This window comes from Corallococcus terminator (genome assembly GCF_003611635.1).
Classification (GTDB): Bacteria; Myxococcota; Myxococcia; order Myxococcales; family Myxococcaceae; genus Corallococcus; species Corallococcus terminator.
Genome location: NZ_RAVZ01000089.1, coordinates 13,522 through 29,989, shown reverse-complemented (window position 1 = coordinate 29,989; position 16,468 = coordinate 13,522). Strand labels below are relative to the sequence as shown.

The window sequence follows — 16,468 nt, the reverse complement described above, 5'->3', positions numbered from 1 at the left end:
GCCCCATTCCCGCCCAGGTCCGGGTCGCACCCGCGCGGGCCGCACCTGACGGGGCGGTTCGCGGACGGGACGTTGGGGGAGTTCCCCCTGGGGCCGACGACGTCGCTCGGCCGCCACCCGTCCAACACGCTGAGGCTCGTGGACCGCGAAGTGTCCAAGGAGCACGCCACCATCGAGAAGGTGGGGCGGGACTTCGTCCTGCGCGACCTGAACTCGTCCAACGGCACCTTCGTCAACGGGCGCCGGGTGACGGGGGAGATGCGGCTGCGCGACGGGGACGAGATCGCCCTGGGCTCCTCCCGGCTCGTCTTCCACAACGGCGAGGTGGCGCCCGGCCAGGGCAACCCGCCCACGTTGCCGGGCGTGACGGTGGTGGCCAACGCCGTCTCCATGCCGGCCTTCCTGGCGCAGATGGACCAGGTGCCGCAGAACTTCCGCCCCTCCGAGCAGGTGACGGACACCGCCGCGCTGCGGCGCGACTACGAGAAGCTGCGAATCGCCCATGAGTTCCACCGGCAGGTGAGCCTGAAGGGCGACCAGGCGAACCTGTTCGAGCAGATCCTGAAGGTGTCCTTCGAGCTGCTGGCGGCCGACCACGGCGTCATCCTGAAGGTGGGCGTGGAGGGGGAGTTCATCCCGGCCGCGGTGCACCACCGGCAGGGCAAGATGGTGAACGTCATGCTGTCGGACACCGTGCTCAAGCGCGTGGTGGAGACGGGCAAGGCGGTGCTCACGGCGGACGCCATCATCGACGAGCGCTTCTCCGCGGCGGAGAGCATCGTGGCGCAGGGCATCCGCTCCGCCATGGCGGTGCCGCTGATGGTGAACGGCGACATCCAGGCGGTGCTGTTCCTGGACAGCCGGCAGCAGATCAACGCCTTCTCGGAGAAGGACCTGACCATCCTGTCCGGCATCGCCGCGCAGGCCGGCATCGCGCTGGAGAACGCGGCCCTGGCGGAGCAGATCCGCAACGAGGCGGTGACGCGCGCGGAGCTGTCGCGCTTCCTGTCCAAGGCGGTGGCGGACGCGGTGATCAACGGCGGCACGGAGGACCTGCGCCAGAGCCGGCTCGCGGAGGTGAGCTGCCTGTTCGCGGACATCCGCGGCTTCACCACCCTGGCGGAGAGTGATTCTCCGCAGGAGGTGGTGTCGATGCTCAACAGCTTCTTCACCGCGATGGCGGACGTGGTGTTCCGCTACGAGGGCAACCTGGACAAGTTCATCGGGGACTGTGTGATGGCGGTGTGGGGTCCGCCCTCGTCGCACCCGGATGATCCGGGCCGGGCGTTGAGGGCGGCGCTGGAGATGCAGGACGCGGTCACGGAGCTCAACCGGCAGCGCGTGCTGGACGGCAAGAAGCCCATCGAGGTGGGCATTGGCGTCAACACGGGGCAGGCCGTCGTGGGCTACATGGGCAGCGCGGAGCGGCACGAGTTCACCGCCATTGGCGACACCGTCAACACCGCGTCGCGGCTGTGCGGCATCGCCAAGAGCGGCGAGGTGCTGGCGTCGGAGGCGACGGTGCGCAAGTCCGGGCCGGGCTTCGACGTGGAGGAACTGCCGATGCTCCAGGTGAAGGGCAAGGAGAAGGGCGTGCAGACCTTCCGCGTGCACGGCGCGGAGCTGACCACCTCCACCTCGCGCAAGGTTCGCTGAAGACATGCGCGCCATGACCACGACGCAGTCGTGTCCCAACTGCGGCACGGTGCACGACACCCGGGTGTATGTGAGCGGCCAGAAGGTCGTCTGCCGCTGCGGCATCCGGTTCGAGGTGCGGCGCGCGGACGTGTCCAGCATCCGTCCAGCCGACGCGTCGCTCAGCAAGCCGCCTGTCCGCGATGACGAGGAAACAGGTGTCGCGGTGACGTTCGTGCCGCGCACGGTGGGAAATCCACCGATATCGATGTCACCTTCCGCCGATCCAGGTGTTGGGACGGGCAGGGAGGACAGCAGGTTGGGACGTGAGACGGATCCCTACGGCGGAGCTTTGGAGGCGACGGCACTGGCCGGGTCGCCTGCGATGTCCGTGCGGGCGGAAGCCGTCTCCGATTCCCCGGGGGAAGCCGAGATGAACGTCCTGCGACCGGATGGCGTGGCGAAGTCGGGTGAGGGCGAACTGCCCGGAAGCGTCGTTCCGGCTCCGGTGGAGGGCCTGTCCGGGCACACGTCCGGCGTCGCGCTGCCGGCGTCGGACCCCCAGGCCCCGGCGCTGGACGCGTCGGCGGACGGGGAGGGGGCCACCGTGATGCGTCCCCAGGCGGCCCGGCCCCGGCCCGCGCTGGACACGGCCGTGCGCGTCATCGAGAACGCGGAGACGGTGCTGACGGGCGCGAAGCCGAAGCTGCCGGGCCTGGAGTTGCTGGAGGTGCTGGGCCGCGGTGGCATGGGCGAGGTGTGGCTCGCGCGCCAGCAGTCGCTGGGCCGCACGGTGGCGGTGAAGGTGCTGCCGCCCCGGCTGGCGAAGGACGCGGAGTTCGTGTCGCGCTTCGACAAGGAAGCCACGGCGCTGGCGGCCCTGAGCCACCCCCACATCGTGCAGATCATCGACCGGGGCGTGGAGGGCGAGCACTACTACTTCGTCATGGAGTACGTGGAGGGCCAGTCGCTGCGCCACGCGCTGAGCGGCGCGGAGCCGATTTCGCCCCAGCAGGCGCTGAAGGTGCTCTTGCAGGTGGCGCGCGCGGTGGAAGCCGCGCACGAGAAGAACATCATCCACCGCGACCTGAAGCCGGAGAACATCCTGCTGGATGGCCGGCTCAACGCGAAGGTGGCGGACTTCGGGCTCGCGGGCATCCGGCAGCCGGACTCCCAGAAGCAGCTCACCGCCACGTCGGTGGCCATGGGCACGCTCAACTACATGGCCCCGGAGCAGCGCCGGGACGCGAAGAACGTGGATGGCCGGGCGGACCTCTTCTCGCTGGGCGTGATGATGTACGAGGCGCTCACCGGCGAGCTGCCCGTGGGCCGCTTCAAGCTGCCGTCCCAGCGCGTGCGCGGCCTGGATCCGCGCCTGGATCCGGTGGTGGAGCGCCTGCTGGAGACGGACCGCGAGGCCCGCTACGCCACCGCCACCGAGGTGTGTGAGGCGCTGGAGTCCCTGGTGTCCGCCTCGTCGTCGCCGCACCAGGCGGTGCCCGGGGCGGAGCTGGCGCGCGTGCGTCGCGCGGACATCATCCCCGCGGGGCAGGCGGCCCCGGGGGCGGAGAGCGTCCTGCTGGAGAAGTTCAACGCGGGCTGGGGCCGGGTGCGCACGGGCCTGTCCGTGGTGGGGGGCCTGGCGCTGCTGGGCTTCGGGGTGCGCGCCTTCGTGGGGCCGGTGAGCCTGCACCTGGGCCAGGACGACAAGTACGTCATCGGCACGCAGGGGCTGAAGGTGAAGCCGGGCCAGGCGCAGTGGCCGCCCAACACGGAGGGCGAGGTGTTCTCCGACTTCACGCTGGCGCCGCCCCTGGGCAATGGCACGGCCTCCACGCTGAAGGTGGGCTTCGGCCAGGGCACCGAGGAGATCAACGTCCACAGCGGCACGTGGCGCATGGTGGATGGCGAACTGCAGGCCGTCCAGGGCGGCATGGAGACGGACGGCAACAAGCTGGTGCCGCGCGCCTACCTGGCGCACCGCTACTTCACCAGCGACGACTTCACGGCGGAGACGCTGATGGACGTGAAGCCGCTGGGCCGTGAGTACTTGGTGGAGGAGGACGCGCAGCACTTCGGGGAGCTGGCGTTCCGCATCCGCGACGTGCAGGTGTCCGTCTTCGCCATCCCGGACGTGGGCATGCGCCTGTCGTGGCGCTACATCTCCGCCGAGGACGGTCGTGAAATCGTCGGCAACAGCGCCGAGGACGCGCGCAACCTCGTCGGTGACGAGATGCCGCTGCCCCGGCAGGGCCCGTTCCTGGTCCGCCTCCAACTGCGCAAGCAGAAGAACGGCGTGCGCGCGGACGCGTTCCTCAACAACAAGCTCTTCGCCACGAAGATGCTCCCCGGCTTCGAGGGACGCGTGGGCAAGCTGGCGTTGGGGTGCCGCAACATGAAGTGCACCTACGACGACCTGAAGGTGTCGGGCACGCTCCAGGCGCGCCCGGTGCGCAAGGTCGCCACCGGCGGCGAGTAGCCGCCCCCTCCCTCCAAGGGGCTTGCCGCCCCGTCCTCCCGTTCCCACCTTGCTCCCGCCGGGCTCCGTGTCCTTCACGGGCCCGTGGGGCGGGGGTAGGGCATGGGCGAGGACCTGGGTCGCATCCTCTGGGTGCCGGCGTGCGCGGCGGGTCTCGCCGTGCTCCTGCTGGCGGTGTTCACCCTGGGACGGATGTCCGCCCGGGACCGTCCGCGCTGGCTGCTGGCCGGCTTTGGCGCGCTGGCCCTGGGCCTGGTGCTCTTCGTCCCGTGGCTTCGCGACGAGCCCCTGGTGCGCGTGTCGCCGGACGTGCTCGTCAAGGCGGTGGGTGGGGCGCTGCTGGTGCTGGCCGCGGGCGTGTCGGCCCGGGGCGCGCGGGTGCGGTGGAGGGCGGCGGCCCTGGTCGGCACGGCGCCCCTGTCCCTGGATGAGGCGGTGGCGGCCGTGCGCGCGGGCCGCCCACCGGGCTTCGGCGTGTACCGGGGACGCCTGGAGTCGCCGGAGACGCTGACGTCCCCAGGCGGCGTGCCGTGTGCCTTCTACGACGCCGCGGTGCACGCGGTGGGCGAGCATGGCCGCAAGGGGCCGCTCCTGTCGCGCGAGCGCGCCTATGCGCCGGTGCTGATGCTGCGCGGAGAGCGCACGCGGGCGACGGTGGGCTTCGCGCCCTCCGCGCTGGTGGCCCCGCTGGAGGTTCGCCGCTGCGTGGCCGTGCCCGCGCTCACCCAGGCGGAGCTCCTGGGGCCGTCCGTGGAGGCGCTGTCCTGGGAGCGCGTGGGCACCCCGGGCGAGGCGTGTCTGGTGGTGGGGGAGCTGCGGCGCGGGCCCCGCGACGGCACCTGGGAGTTGCGCGGTCGCGGTGGGCGTCCGGCGCTGGTGGTGCTGGGGGACGAGGCCACGGGCACCGGGGGCGTGCTGTCCCGCGGGGCCTGGAAACACTTCGCGGCGGCCGGGGGACTGTCCCTGGCCGCCGCGTTCATGCTCGCCCGGACCCTGTGAGGTCAGGACGGAGGAGGGCCCCGGCCGTGAAGGCGCCGGGGCTCAAGGGACTTCACCCCGGATCGAAGATGCAGGTGTTGGGGCAGTCGTCGTTGTTGTTGGTGTTGCCGTCGTCGCAGGTCTCACCGAAGTTGTACTGGGTCTTGCCGTCGCCGCAGCGGGCGTTCCAGATGCAGGTCAGGCTGCACTTGCCGTAGCCCGGCCCGTTGGCGTTGCCCTGGTCGCACTGCTCGCCCGGGTCCAGGTCGCCGTCGCCACAGGTGGACTCGCAGTTGGTGCGCTGGGTCTCGAAGTTGTTCAGGGTCAGCTTGTACGAAGAGCCCGTGACGTGGCGCTCGGCCTGGAACACGACGACTTCGTAGATCTTGCCCTTCACCAACCCCAGGTTGTTGACCGTGGTGGTGTTGGCCAGCGACACCTCGCCGTTCTGGGGGCCATGGACGCCGCCCAGGTCCAGCGCGAGCTTGCCGTTGATGTACACCCACACGTCGTCGTCACCGCGGAAGCTCAGGACCTCGGTGCCCTTGAACTCGAACCAGTAGCGCGCCTCGCTGGTGAAGCTGAAGTTGCGCGGCGTGCCGTTGCCGTCGTTCTGCTTGGTCTCCAGGCCCAGCTTCACCCAGCCGAGGTTGTCGAGCGGGAAGAAGCTCTGATTGTCGAACAGGTAGGAGCCGGTGGCGCCCTGCTTGTCCAGCTTCAGCGTGCTGACCACCGTCACGTTGACGCCCGGCGTGTCGCGGTACCACTGGTCGAAGGCGACCTTGCCGTGGGTGGAGGGGCTGGCGCCGGTGGCCCTCGCATAGGTGGGCTTGTTGTTCGTGAGCACTCCCGTGTACAGCGGGCCGACGATGCCGGTGTCCCCGGTGTTGAGGTCATCGAAGTCCGGGTGCCGGGCGGCGGTGGCGTTGACGGCCTGGTTCATGCCGCGGAAGTCGCGGTAGACGACGGGGACCTCCACCGAGCTCGGCGGGGTTTCGGTGACGCGGGTGCAGGCGAAGCCTTCCTCCAGCTTGCAGGTGGCGGAGCAGCCGTCGTTGGCGCGCACGTTGCCGTCGTCGCACTCCTCGGTGGTGTCACCCGGGAGGATGACGCCGTCACCGCAGATGGCCTGGCAGGTTCCATTCACGCACTTGGGCTCCAGCACGCACAGGGGCGAGCAGCCATCGCCCATGTCGTTGTTGCCGTCGTCGCACTGCTCGGTGCCTTCCCTCTTGCCGTCGCCGCAGGTCGTCTTCGCGCACGGCTGGCCCGGGTCGCACTTGTAGCCCGGCTCCAGGCGGCAGATGTCGCTGCAGCCATCACCCTTGGTGGTGTTGCCGTCCTCGCACTCCTCGTCGCCCGCGACGATGCTGTCGCCGCACTCGGCCGCCTTGCAGCGCTGACCCTGGAACGGGCAGGACCAGCCGGTCTCCACCGTCTTGCAGTCCGCCGAACAGCCGTCGCCGCTCACCTTGTTGCGGTCGTCGCACTTCTCGCCCGTCACGCCGGCGTCCAGGTCGCCCGGCTCCACGACGCCGTTGCCACACGCCGTCCCCACCACGCACTTCTGACCCGGCGTCGGACAGTCGAAGCCGATTTCGATCTCCTTGCAGTCGAACGTGCAGCCGTCACCGCTCACGGTGTTGGCGTCGTCACACGCTTCGGTCGAGTGCTTCTTGCCGTCGCCACAGAAGGCGGGACCTTCGTCGATGGGGCCGCCGTCCGAGTTGGTGCCACCGTCCGAGTTGTTGGTGCCGCCATCCGGATCCGGCTCATCGGTTCCAGGGCAGGCCGTCAGCGCGAGCAGCAGGGAGGCGAGCAGAACGCCTGTGAGTCGGTTTCGCGAGGGGGAATGTTTCAGCATGAATCAGAGCCTGGAAGGCCCTGACCCCGGGTGTCAAATAGATCAGGTGTCTTTGTACCCAGGCAACGCGTGAAGGTGCACAAAGCCCGTACGCCTGTACGGACGCACGGGCTTTCGAGCATTTCGCCCGCCCTTGGGGACTACATGGACTCCAGTTCGCGACCCTTCGTCTCCTTGATGAAGCGGATGGCGAAGAAGAGGGAGAACACGGCGGCCGCGGCATACAGGCCGTAGGCCCAGCCCAGCCCGAGCGCCTTGAGCGCCGGGAACGAGGCGGACACCGCGAAGTTGGCCACCCACTGCGCCATGGCCGCGATGGACAGCGCGAGCGCGCGGATCCGGTTGGGGAACATCTCGCCCAGCAGCACCCAGACGACGGGCCCCCACGAGAAGCCGAAGAAGACGACGTAGAGGTTGGCGGCGATGAGCGCCGTGGTGCCGGCGCTCCCCTGCAACACGGGCTTGCCCAGGGCGTCCATTGGCGCGTTGCCGAAGAGGTACGCGAGCAGGCCCAGCGTGAGCGCCATGCCGGCGGAGCCGATGAGGAGCAGCGGCTTGCGGCCAAGCCTGTCCACGCAGGCGATGGCGACGAGCGTGGTGAGGATGTTGGTGACGCTGGTGATGACGGTGATGAGCAGCGAGCTCTGCTCGGAGTAGCCCACCGCCTGCCAGAGGACGCTGGAATAGTAGAAGATGACGTTGATGCCCACGAACTGCTGGAGCATCGCGAGCACGATGCCGATCCACACGATGGGCAGGAAGCCGAACCGGCCGCCCTTCAGGTCCGCCAGGAGCGGCCTGCGGTCCTGACGAACGGAGCGGCGGATCTCCACGAGCTTGGAGGGGGCGGTGTCTCCTTCGATGTCGCGCAGCACGCGGAGCGCTTCCTCCTCACGGCCCTTGGCCACCAGATAGCGGGGGGACTCGGGGATGAAGAGCGCGCCCACGCCGTAGAGGATCGCGGGTGGCAGGCCGCTGAAGAACATCCAGCGCCACGCGGTGATGCCGAACCAGCCCGGGCTGGACGCGGAGCCCGCGGCGCGCGCGATGGCGAAGTCCCCCAGGAGGGCTACGAAGATGCCCACCACGATGGCCAACTGTTGCAGCGACGCCAACCGTCCGCGCAGGTGCGCAGGGGCGCTCTCCGCGATGTACGCGGGCGCCACGACGCTGGCGGCGCCCACGCCCAGCCCGCCCACCAGTCGCCAGAAGCTCAGGTCCCAGAGTGAGAACGCGAGGCCGGAGCCGAGCGCGCTGATGATGAACAGGTCCGAGGCCATGATCATCGTGCGCGTGCGGCCGAAGCGGTCCGCGACGGAGCCCGCGAAGAGGGCGCCAATCGCGGAGCCAACCAACGCGGAGGACACCGCCAGGCCCAACGCCCAACTGCTCGCGGCGAACTGGGTCTCAAGGGCTCCGACGGTGCCGTTGATGACGGAGGTGTCGAAGCCGAAGAGGAAGCCGCCGAGCGCGGCCACCAGGGAGATGAGGATGATCCGGCCGGTGTGTGCCTCACTTTGTTCGGTGGGACGCCTGCCCGCCGGGACATCCAGGATATCCGCCATGACGTGCTCCTCCCCAGGGGGCACGTCCTGCACGGGGAACCTCAGGGAGGAGAAACGTCACCGCCTCCCGGAATCCGGTCCTCGCGGTTCGCACAACGGCCCTGAGGAGAGGTGGTCTTCCTCCCGGCTGGAAGGCACCCTCGAACAGGGGAGCCCTCGGAGGGTCGCCTGCTGGGAGACAGAGCGCTGCCAGGACGGGTGGGGCGACCCTCAGCCCTCGTCCGCCAGCCCGTACTCCTTGAGCTTGCGGCTGAGCGTGTTGCGGCCAATCTCCAAGGTCCGCGCCGCCGCGGTGCGGTTGCCCTTCACCGCCTCCAGGACACGCAGGATGTGACGGCGCTCCACCTCCGCCAGCGGAAGCAGGAGCGGAGCTTCCCCCGACGTGCCGGGCGCTTCCCGGGCCTGGGGCTCCGCGGACGCGGCGGACAGCGGGCGGTCCAGGGAGGGCAGGGGCAGGTGCTCCTCCAGGATCTCTCCTTCGGACAACACCACGGCGCTCTCGATGCAGTTCTCCAACTCACGCACGTTGCCGGGCCAGCGGTAGCGCTTGAGGCGCTCCAGCGCGGCGACGCTCAGGCGCGGCGCCGTCAGCCGGTGACGCCGGGCGGCGGTGGCGATGAAGTGGCGCGCGAGCCGTTCGATGTCCTCCGCGCCGCGCTCGCGCAGCGGGGGCAGGAGCAGCTCCACGACCTTGATGCGGTAGTAGAGGTCCTCGCGGAACTTCCCTTCGGCCACCATGCGTGGCAGGTCGCGGTGGGTGGCCGCGACGATGCGCACGTCCACCTTCACGGCCTGCGTGCCGCCCACGCGTTCGAACTCCCGGTCCTGGAGCACGCGCAACAGCTTGCCCTGCACGGACTGGGGCAGCTCCCCCAATTCGTCGATGAACACCGTGCCGCCGTCGGCCGCCTCGAACTTGCCGGGCATGCGGTGGTCGGCGCCGGTGAAGGCGCCCTTCTCATGGCCGAAGAGCTCGTTCTCGATGAGGGACGCGGGCAGGGCCGCGCAATCCACCTTCACGAAGGGCTTGTCGCGCCGGGGACCGTTGACGTGGATGGCGCGCGCGAAGAGCTCCTTGCCGCAGCCGCTCTCCCCGCGCAGCAGCACCGTGGCGTCCGTGGGCGCGGCTTTCTGCACCAGCCGGTAGAGGGCCTTGAGGGGCGGGGCTTCTCCGATGATGCGGTTGAAGAAGTAGCCCACCGGGGCCTGCGGCTGGTCCTTCGCGCGCTGGAGCTCCTGGTAGAGGCTGGTCGTCTGGAGCGCGGTGCTCACCTGGGCCGCGATGGCGGTGAGTTTCTGGGTGTCGTCCTCCGTGAAGGGGCCGCCGCCCAGGCGGTTGAGCACCTGGAGCACGCCGTACACTCCGCCGGCCGCGTCGCGCAGGGGCACCGCCGCCAGGCTGATGGTGCGGTAGCCCGTCATCCGGTCGATGTCCGCGAAGAAGCGCCGCTCGCCGCGCGGATCCGGCACGTGCACGGGCTCACCGGCCTCCGCCACATAGCCCGCCACGCCCTGGCCCAGCTTCACGCGGATCTGCGCGACCTCCGGCAGGTGCGCGGCGCGGCTGAACAGCTCGCGGCGCACCGGATCCAACAGCCAGAGCGTGCCGCGGTCCGCCTGGAGCGTGATGGCGATGCGGTCCACGAGCGTCTGGAGGAAGGCATCCAGATCCACCTCGCGCCCGACGAGGCCGCCAAAGGGAAGCAGGACCTGGGACACATCCGGCGGGGACGAGGGCATGGCGGCGGGAAGCGGCGGCAGCGTGAAGGGCTCGCGGGGCAGTGTAGCGCAGGGCTCCGGACTCGTGAGGCTCATGCGCCCGCCGCGCGGCCCAGCAGCATGCGCTGGCCTTCGCGCGCGGGCTCGGTGAAGGGGAACAGGCCGCGGGCCTGCTGCGCCATGTCCTCCAGCAGGTCGTCCGCGTGGGACGGATCATGGTGGAAGAGGAAGAGCCGTCCGGCGTGCAGGTCCTTGGCCACCTTGGCCGCGTCCATCATCGTCGAGTGGCCCCAGCCCTTCTTGGACATGCCCTTCTTGCCCTCGTACTCGTCGGGCGTGTACTGCGCGTCCAGGCACAGCGCGTCCGCGCCCTCGAAGTGGCGCGCCACATCCGACGTGAGGCGCTCCGGCAACTCCACGTCCGTCGCGTACACGAAGGAATGGCCATCCGCCTCCACGCGGTACGCCATGCAGCCGTCCGGGTGCGGCACGTCGATGGGCGTCACCTTGAACGGGCCCACCTCCACCGTCTGGCCGTGCACCGCGGAGCCGAAGGCCATCTTCGAGCGCATGGTGGACAGCGGCACCGGGAACTGCGGCGGACGCATCTGCTGCGAAAGCGTGGACTCCAGCGCCTGCGCGCCGTTGGCGCCCGGGCCGTACAGCGTCAGCGCGGTGGTGGGCAGGTACGCGGGCGTGAAGAAGGGGAAGCCCTGCACATGGTCCCAGTGCAGGTGCGAGAAGAACATCGTCGCCTTCTGCGGGGCGCCCTCGCGCAGCATCACCTCGCCCAGCGTGCGGATGCCCGTGCCCGCGTCGAGGATCAGCCGCTCGCCCTGGCTCGTCACCTCCACGCACGCCGTGTTGCCACCAATCCGAGAACCCGACACCGCGATGCTGCCCCGAACCCCAAAGAACCGGATTTCCATGATGTTCCTCCTGAAGCTTCCGGCACCCTTGCGAGGCGCCCTGACGTGGGGGGGACAGAGCACGTCCGGTGCCAGCGCCAAGGGCCTGGAATCATTGGGCGGGGTGAGGGGATGACGGAGGGTTGCGCCATTCTGGAGCGCTCCGGATGGGGCGGGCGGTCCATTCCGGCGCGGCCCAGCGGGCGGCGGAATCCTGGTAGGACCGGAGTCCATCATGCCGACGATTGCGTTCTGTACGATCAAGGGAGGCGTGGGGAAGACGACCCTGTGCGCGCACGTGGCGGCGGCGCTGGCGGACGCGGGCCACCGGGTGTTGCTGTTGGATCTGGATCCGCAGGCGCACGCGTCGCTGGTGCTGGGCCTGGAGACGCGTGACGGCCCGTGCGTGGCGGACGCCTTCGGGCCCCGGCCGAAGCACAAGCTGGACGAGGTGGTGGTGGTGTCGCCGAAGCGGCCGAACCTCTACATCGCGCCGGGGGCTCCGCGCATGGCGGCGCTGGAGCGAGAGCTGTTCGGCTGGGGGCACCGGTTGCAGGCGCTGCCGCGCGCGCTGAAGACGCTGTCGTGGACGCCGGACGTCATCCTCGTGGACACGCCGCCGTCCATCGGTGCGTTCACGGAGGCGGTGATGTGCTTCGCGGACGTGGTGGTGGCGCCGGTGCCCACGGGCGCGTTCGCGTTGCAGGGGCTGGCGGAGATCGAAACCGCGTGGCGCGAGGTTCGCGAGGACGGCGGCCAGTTGGTGGCCGCGGTGAACCTGTGGGACCGGCGGACGCCCGCGACCAACGTGGCGATGGAAGAGGCGCTGAAGGATGTGACGGTGCCGGTGCTGCGTGCGCGCATCCCGCGCTCGGAGTCCATCAACCAGGCGGGCCTGGGCTACGAGGTGGTGTTCGACACGAGCCCGAACGCGTCGGGCGCCGAGGAGCTGCGCGCGCTGGCGCAGGAGCTGGCGAAGCGCGCGGGCCTGCGCTGAGTGGGATGGGGTGGCGACGCGCTATGAGAAGCGCGCCGCCAACTCCCTGGCGATGGTGCTCATCGCCTCTGGCTCTGGTTTGCGGACACGCTCTAGCAGGACTCTTCCTGAAGCACCTGGCGGTACTGTGTGCGTAAGCCTTCTCGCGTAGGCGTATTCCCGCACCAGCAGTTTTCGGTGCCGACCTGGGTGGTGTAGGTCGCGTCGCTGTAGTACGCGACGGTGTATTGGGTAATGCAAATGAGTCGGTCCTCCCGAGACGCGAGGCTTGGCTGCTCATTCTCCAGTCCGTCCCCCTCGAATCCGCCGCAACCTGCGAGGAGCCCAGCAGCGAGTGCGCCTGCGACGACGTATGCCTTCATGCGTCCTCCGAACGCGCGGTTGGTTTGCGCGTTTGTCTAGATTAACTAGAATGGCGTGCGTTGGGAAGGCATGGCCTCGGGGCCAATGCCTCATCAAGCAGCGGTTTCGGCTCACTTTGCCGTGGGTACGTTGAACGCCTGCACCTCGTGGGTTGGCAGCGCGTCCTGGTGGGCGATGGCCCTGGCTGAGGCTCCGGCTCTGTTCTGGCTCGCTACGGCGTCGGCAGTCCTGATTCCAGCGCCGCGCGGATGGTGGCGTCGGTGAAGGCCGTGCCCCAGACGGCGTTGACCTGGGCCGCGACGAAGGCCGCGCCGGGCTGCACGCTGCCCACGGTGGCTTCGTACATCTGCACGCGCGGATCCGTGAGCTCCAGGAGCCGGGGCGCCACGTCCGTCACATCGCGATCCTGCCGCTGGAGGGCGCGCACGCCCTGGAGCCACGTGCGCACGGTGCCGTCCGCGTGGGGGATGAGCAGGGTCTGCTCCGCGGCGCCCAGCTTCACGATGAGGTGCGCCACGCTCAGCGTGATGAGGACCGTGCCATTCGCCGCGAGCGTGGGTCCGTGGTCCGGTGCCAGCGTGTTCCAGTTCACGGGGCCCGCGTTCTGGAAGTACAGCGGCGTGTAGCGGTGGGGCGCCAGGGACACGAGCGCGCGCGTGTGCTCCACGGGGATGAGGGTGTCCCAGTCGTCGTGGAGGATGAGGAACGGCGTCTGCACCTTGTCCAGCAGGTGGGCCGCGTCCCAGCGGGAATAGTCCGCGCCCGGCGTGGTGACGGGGTCGCCGCCGGTGGTGGCGAAGATGCGGCGGAAGTAGGGCTCGAAGAACTGCTGGTAGCGCGTGCGCATCGCCGGGTCGCTCACGCGCGAGGGGACGACGCGGCTCACGTAGTCCACCTCCTGGGCGAAGTCGGACAGCGGGGAGACGGCGACGCCCACCTTGGGAATGACGCTGGCCGGGGCATCCGCCGCGGCGTAGAGCGCCTCGTAACCGCCCCACGAACCGCCGAAGACACCGATGCGCGTGGTGTCCACGCTGGAAGTCTGGGCCAGGAAGCGCATGCCCGCGTTCATGTCGTCGCGGTCGTTCTGGAGATCTCCGCCCGCGTAGAAGCGGCCGAAGACGGCGAGCACGCCGAAGTCATGGGCCAGGTAGATGAACGCCTCGCCGGAGATGATCTCCGGCGTCGTGGGCGTGAAGGCGATGGGGGATGAACCCGGCCCATGGTGCGGCTCGCTGTCGTCGGGGTGCAGGCCGTTGCCGCGTGACGCCCACTTCGCGTCCACGGCCTCGCCCGTCCACGTGATGCCGTCGTAGGGCTTGGTGATCAGCACCGTGGGTGACACGCCGGGCTTCCGGGGCGGGAACCACTGCGCGTAGGTGGCGGCCCGGCCGGGCACCTCCAGCTTCAGCAACTGGTAGGGCCACTTCTGGCCTGCGGCGTTCAGCTCCCCGGCACCCAACTGCGTGACCTGGACGCTTCCCGGGTCGGTGGGCGTGACGTCCGGGCCCTGGCAGGAGTTCGAGGCGGAGGAGGTGCTGCTGCAGCAGGCCGTGGGGACGGTGCCCAGCAGGGCGAGGGAGAGCAGGGTGGTTGAAAAGAGGCGCATGAAAACAGCAGACACCGTCGCGCGGATTTTCTGAAAGGCCGAACGCCCTTTGTGGATGAGGATGACGCCTCATGGACTATCAGGCGGTGTTGCACGAGGTGTGGGACGCGGTGCGGCCGGTGGTGGGGCAGGGCCGCGTGGCGACCTACATCCCGGCGTTGGCGGCGGTGGATCCGCGCCGGTTCGGCATGGCGCTCGCGACGGTGGACGGGGACGTGTACGGCGTGGGCGACTGGCGCGAGCCCTTCTCCATCCAGAGCATCTCCAAGGTCTTCACCCTGGCCATGGCCCTGTCACGCGATGGGGACGCGGTGTGGCGGCGGGTGGGCAAGGAGCCGTCGGGCAATCCGTTCAACTCGCTGGTGCAACTGGAGTACGAGCACGGCATCCCGCGCAACCCGTTCATCAACGCGGGCGCGCTGGTCATCACGGATCGGTTGCAGCAGCTCACCGGCGACGCTCGGGGCGCGCTGCGCGACTTCCTCCGCGCGGAGAGTGGCAACCCGTCGGTGGATTTCGATCCGGTCATCGCCGCGTCGGAGGCGGAACATGGCCATCGCAACCGCGCGCTGGCCCACTTCATGGCGAGCTACGGCAACATGGAGAGCCCCGTCTCCGAGGTGCTGGAGCACTACTTCTGGCAGTGCTCGCTGGCGATGAGCTGCGCGGACCTGGCCCGTGCGTGCGGGTTCCTCGCCCGCCATGGCGAGCGCGCGGACGGAGCGCGGCTGCTCACGCGCAGTCAGTCCAAGCAGGTCAACGCGGTGATGCTCACCTGCGGCACGTATGACGCCGCCGGTGAGTTCGCCTACCGCGTGGGGCTGCCCGGCAAGAGCGGCGTGGGTGGAGGCATCATCGCCGTCATCCCCAATCGCTGCGGCCTGTGCGTGTGGAGCCCCGGGCTGGATGCCCAGGGCAACTCGGTGGCGGGCATGGAGGCGTTGGATCAGTTCACGACGCTGACGGGCCTGTCCATCTTCTGAGGCGCTCGGCTCAGCGCAGGCCGCTCAGCACCGCGGCCAGCTTCTCCGGCTGCGACGCGAACGGTGAGTGGGACGACTCCAGGGACTCGACGGTGAAGGCATTGCCGGGCGTGAAGGCATCCGCCTCGCGGATCATCAGGTCCTGGAGCGCGGGGGCCAGTGCGCGGTCCTGCGTGCAGCGGATGTAGCTGCGCGGGATGCGTCCCCAGCGCTCCTTCGTCGCTCCCACCTTGCCCACCCAGAGGGACACCGGGATGTCTGGCGTGAGGGTGAGCGCGAAGGGCAGGAAGCCCGCCACGTCCACGTCCTGGTAGAAGGCCGTGCGCAGGGCCTCCAGGTACGCCGCGTCGCCGCGCGGGTTGATCCGCACCGCGCCCACCTTCGCGGCATCGCCGATGAAGAGGTTTTCACCATGGCCGGTGCGGGCCTCGGGGAGCGCGCCGTAGCCGCTGGCACTCTGGAGGCGCAGCGGGCAGTACGCGCTCAGGTACACCAGCCGGCCGATGAGCTGTGGCGCCTTCTCACCCGCCCGGGTGATGACGGTGCCGCCCGCGCTATGACCCACGAGGATGGGCTTGGGCCCGCCCTTCAGCTTCTCCAGCGCGGACACCACCGCCTCCGCGCAGTCGTCCAACGTCACGTCCGCAAGGGGCGACTTCTCCTCCGCGAAGCGAGCGGCGGGGCCCGTCAGGTAGGAAGCAGGGAAGCGCGCGTTGAGGCCGTGCCCCGGCAGGTCGATGGCCACCACCTGATGCCCCCGGGCGGAGAGGGCTTCGGAGACCCGGGTCCAGTGCAGGGCGTTGTGCCACGCGCCGTGCACCAGCAGGTATGTCCGGGGCTTGTCGCGCTTCGCCGGAGCAGGGACGGGCGCGGCGCCGAGGCCGATTCCCGGCAGCAGGCCTGCGCCCAGGAGGGCGGTCTTCATCACGTCACGACGGTTCATGGGGTGCTCGTTCGGTGGAGGGTAGAGGGGCTGCGTTCGCGTCCAGCACGGAGAGCAGTCGCTCCCGCAGGCGCGCGAGGTCGAAGAGCTGCTGGTCGACTTCCGCCAGCCGCTCGCGGTGGGCCGCGAGGGCGTCCGGGCAGACGGCGGTGGTGACCTGCCGGAGCATGCAGGGCGGGAAGGTGGCGATCTCCTCCAGGGAGAAGCCCAGGCGGATCATCCGCGCCACCTGCATCACCTGGGGGACGGCCTCCTCTTCGAAGTCGCGGTAGCCGTTGTCCCTCCGGTACGACGTGATGAGCCCCGCCTTGTCGTAGTGGCGGATGGAGCGCGCACTGCTGCCCGTGCGCCGGGCGAGTTCTCCGATGTTCATCCTGCTCTCCTGCCGACGGACCCTAGGGCCTGACACCAGTGTCAACGTCAAG

General features: G+C 69.8%; 12 protein-coding genes. 5 read left to right on the top strand and 7 right to left on the bottom strand.

Features of this window, described 5'->3' with window-relative positions; translation table 11 throughout:
• The 3 genes from D7V88_RS15155 to D7V88_RS45145 all read left to right on the top strand — a co-directional run.
• Window positions 1-1,656: adenylate/guanylate cyclase domain-containing protein (locus D7V88_RS15155; protein WP_372241082.1), on the top strand; the 1,656-nt coding region annotated here is incomplete at its 5' end.
• A 13-nt stretch (window positions 1,657-1,669) separates the two neighbouring features.
• Complete coding sequence (locus D7V88_RS15150) at window positions 1,670-4,114, top strand: serine/threonine-protein kinase (RefSeq protein WP_120541353.1); 2,445 nt, start codon at window positions 1,670-1,672, stop codon at window positions 4,112-4,114.
• A gap of 102 nt (window positions 4,115-4,216) precedes the next feature.
• Entirely contained in the window at window positions 4,217-5,113 is an 897-nt protein-coding gene (locus D7V88_RS45145) for a hypothetical protein (RefSeq protein WP_120541351.1), read from the top strand.
• Window positions 5,114-5,165: 52 nt separating this feature from the next.
• On the opposite strand, the gene D7V88_RS15140 is transcribed toward D7V88_RS45145, so the two are convergent.
• From D7V88_RS15140 to D7V88_RS15125, 4 genes are all read right to left on the bottom strand, one after another.
• On the bottom strand, window positions 5,166-6,956 hold the full coding sequence (locus D7V88_RS15140) for a DUF4215 domain-containing protein (protein ID WP_120541350.1): 1,791 nt from the start codon (window positions 6,954-6,956) through the stop codon (window positions 5,166-5,168).
• A gap of 140 nt (window positions 6,957-7,096) precedes the next feature.
• Window positions 7,097-8,521, bottom strand: a complete 1,425-nt coding sequence (locus D7V88_RS15135) for a sugar porter family MFS transporter (RefSeq protein WP_120541349.1) — start codon at window positions 8,519-8,521, stop codon at window positions 7,097-7,099.
• Window positions 8,522-8,731: 210 nt separating this feature from the next.
• A complete protein-coding gene (locus D7V88_RS15130; RefSeq protein WP_120541348.1) occupies window positions 8,732-10,336 on the bottom strand; it encodes a sigma-54-dependent Fis family transcriptional regulator in 1,605 nt (534 codons plus the stop codon).
• The gene (locus D7V88_RS15125; protein WP_120533271.1) at window positions 10,333-11,169 is read right to left on the bottom strand and encodes an MBL fold metallo-hydrolase; all 837 of its coding nucleotides are present in this window, start codon (window positions 11,167-11,169) and stop codon (window positions 10,333-10,335) included. The genes D7V88_RS15130 and D7V88_RS15125 overlap by 4 nt, the downstream gene beginning before the upstream one ends.
• Before the next feature lie 214 nt (window positions 11,170-11,383).
• On the opposite strand from D7V88_RS15125, the gene D7V88_RS15120 reads away from it, so the two are divergent.
• Entirely contained in the window at window positions 11,384-12,145 is a 762-nt protein-coding gene (locus tag D7V88_RS15120; RefSeq protein WP_120541347.1) for a ParA family protein, read from the top strand.
• Window positions 12,146-12,719: 574 nt separating this feature from the next.
• On the opposite strand, the gene D7V88_RS15115 is transcribed toward D7V88_RS15120, so the two are convergent.
• Window positions 12,720-14,117 (bottom strand): alpha/beta hydrolase family protein, encoded by a 1,398-nt coding sequence (locus tag D7V88_RS15115; protein WP_120541346.1) that lies wholly within the window; start codon window positions 14,115-14,117, stop codon window positions 12,720-12,722.
• Between the two features lie 71 nt (window positions 14,118-14,188).
• Here D7V88_RS15115 and D7V88_RS15110 point away from each other — a divergent pair, with 71 nt between their 5' ends.
• Window positions 14,189-15,100 (top strand): glutaminase, encoded by a 912-nt coding sequence (locus tag D7V88_RS15110; protein ID WP_120541345.1) that lies wholly within the window; start codon window positions 14,189-14,191, stop codon window positions 15,098-15,100.
• A gap of 10 nt (window positions 15,101-15,110) precedes the next feature.
• Here the strand turns inward: D7V88_RS15110 and D7V88_RS15105 are convergent, their stop codons facing one another.
• Both D7V88_RS15105 and D7V88_RS15100 read right to left on the bottom strand, forming a co-directional pair.
• Complete coding sequence (locus tag D7V88_RS15105) at window positions 15,111-16,043, bottom strand: alpha/beta fold hydrolase (RefSeq protein WP_120541344.1); 933 nt, start codon at window positions 16,041-16,043, stop codon at window positions 15,111-15,113.
• The gene (locus D7V88_RS15100) at window positions 16,030-16,416 is read right to left on the bottom strand and encodes a MerR family transcriptional regulator (protein ID WP_120541343.1); all 387 of its coding nucleotides are present in this window, start codon (window positions 16,414-16,416) and stop codon (window positions 16,030-16,032) included. The genes D7V88_RS15105 and D7V88_RS15100 overlap by 14 nt, the downstream gene beginning before the upstream one ends.
• Between the last annotated feature and the right edge of the window lie 52 nt (window positions 16,417-16,468).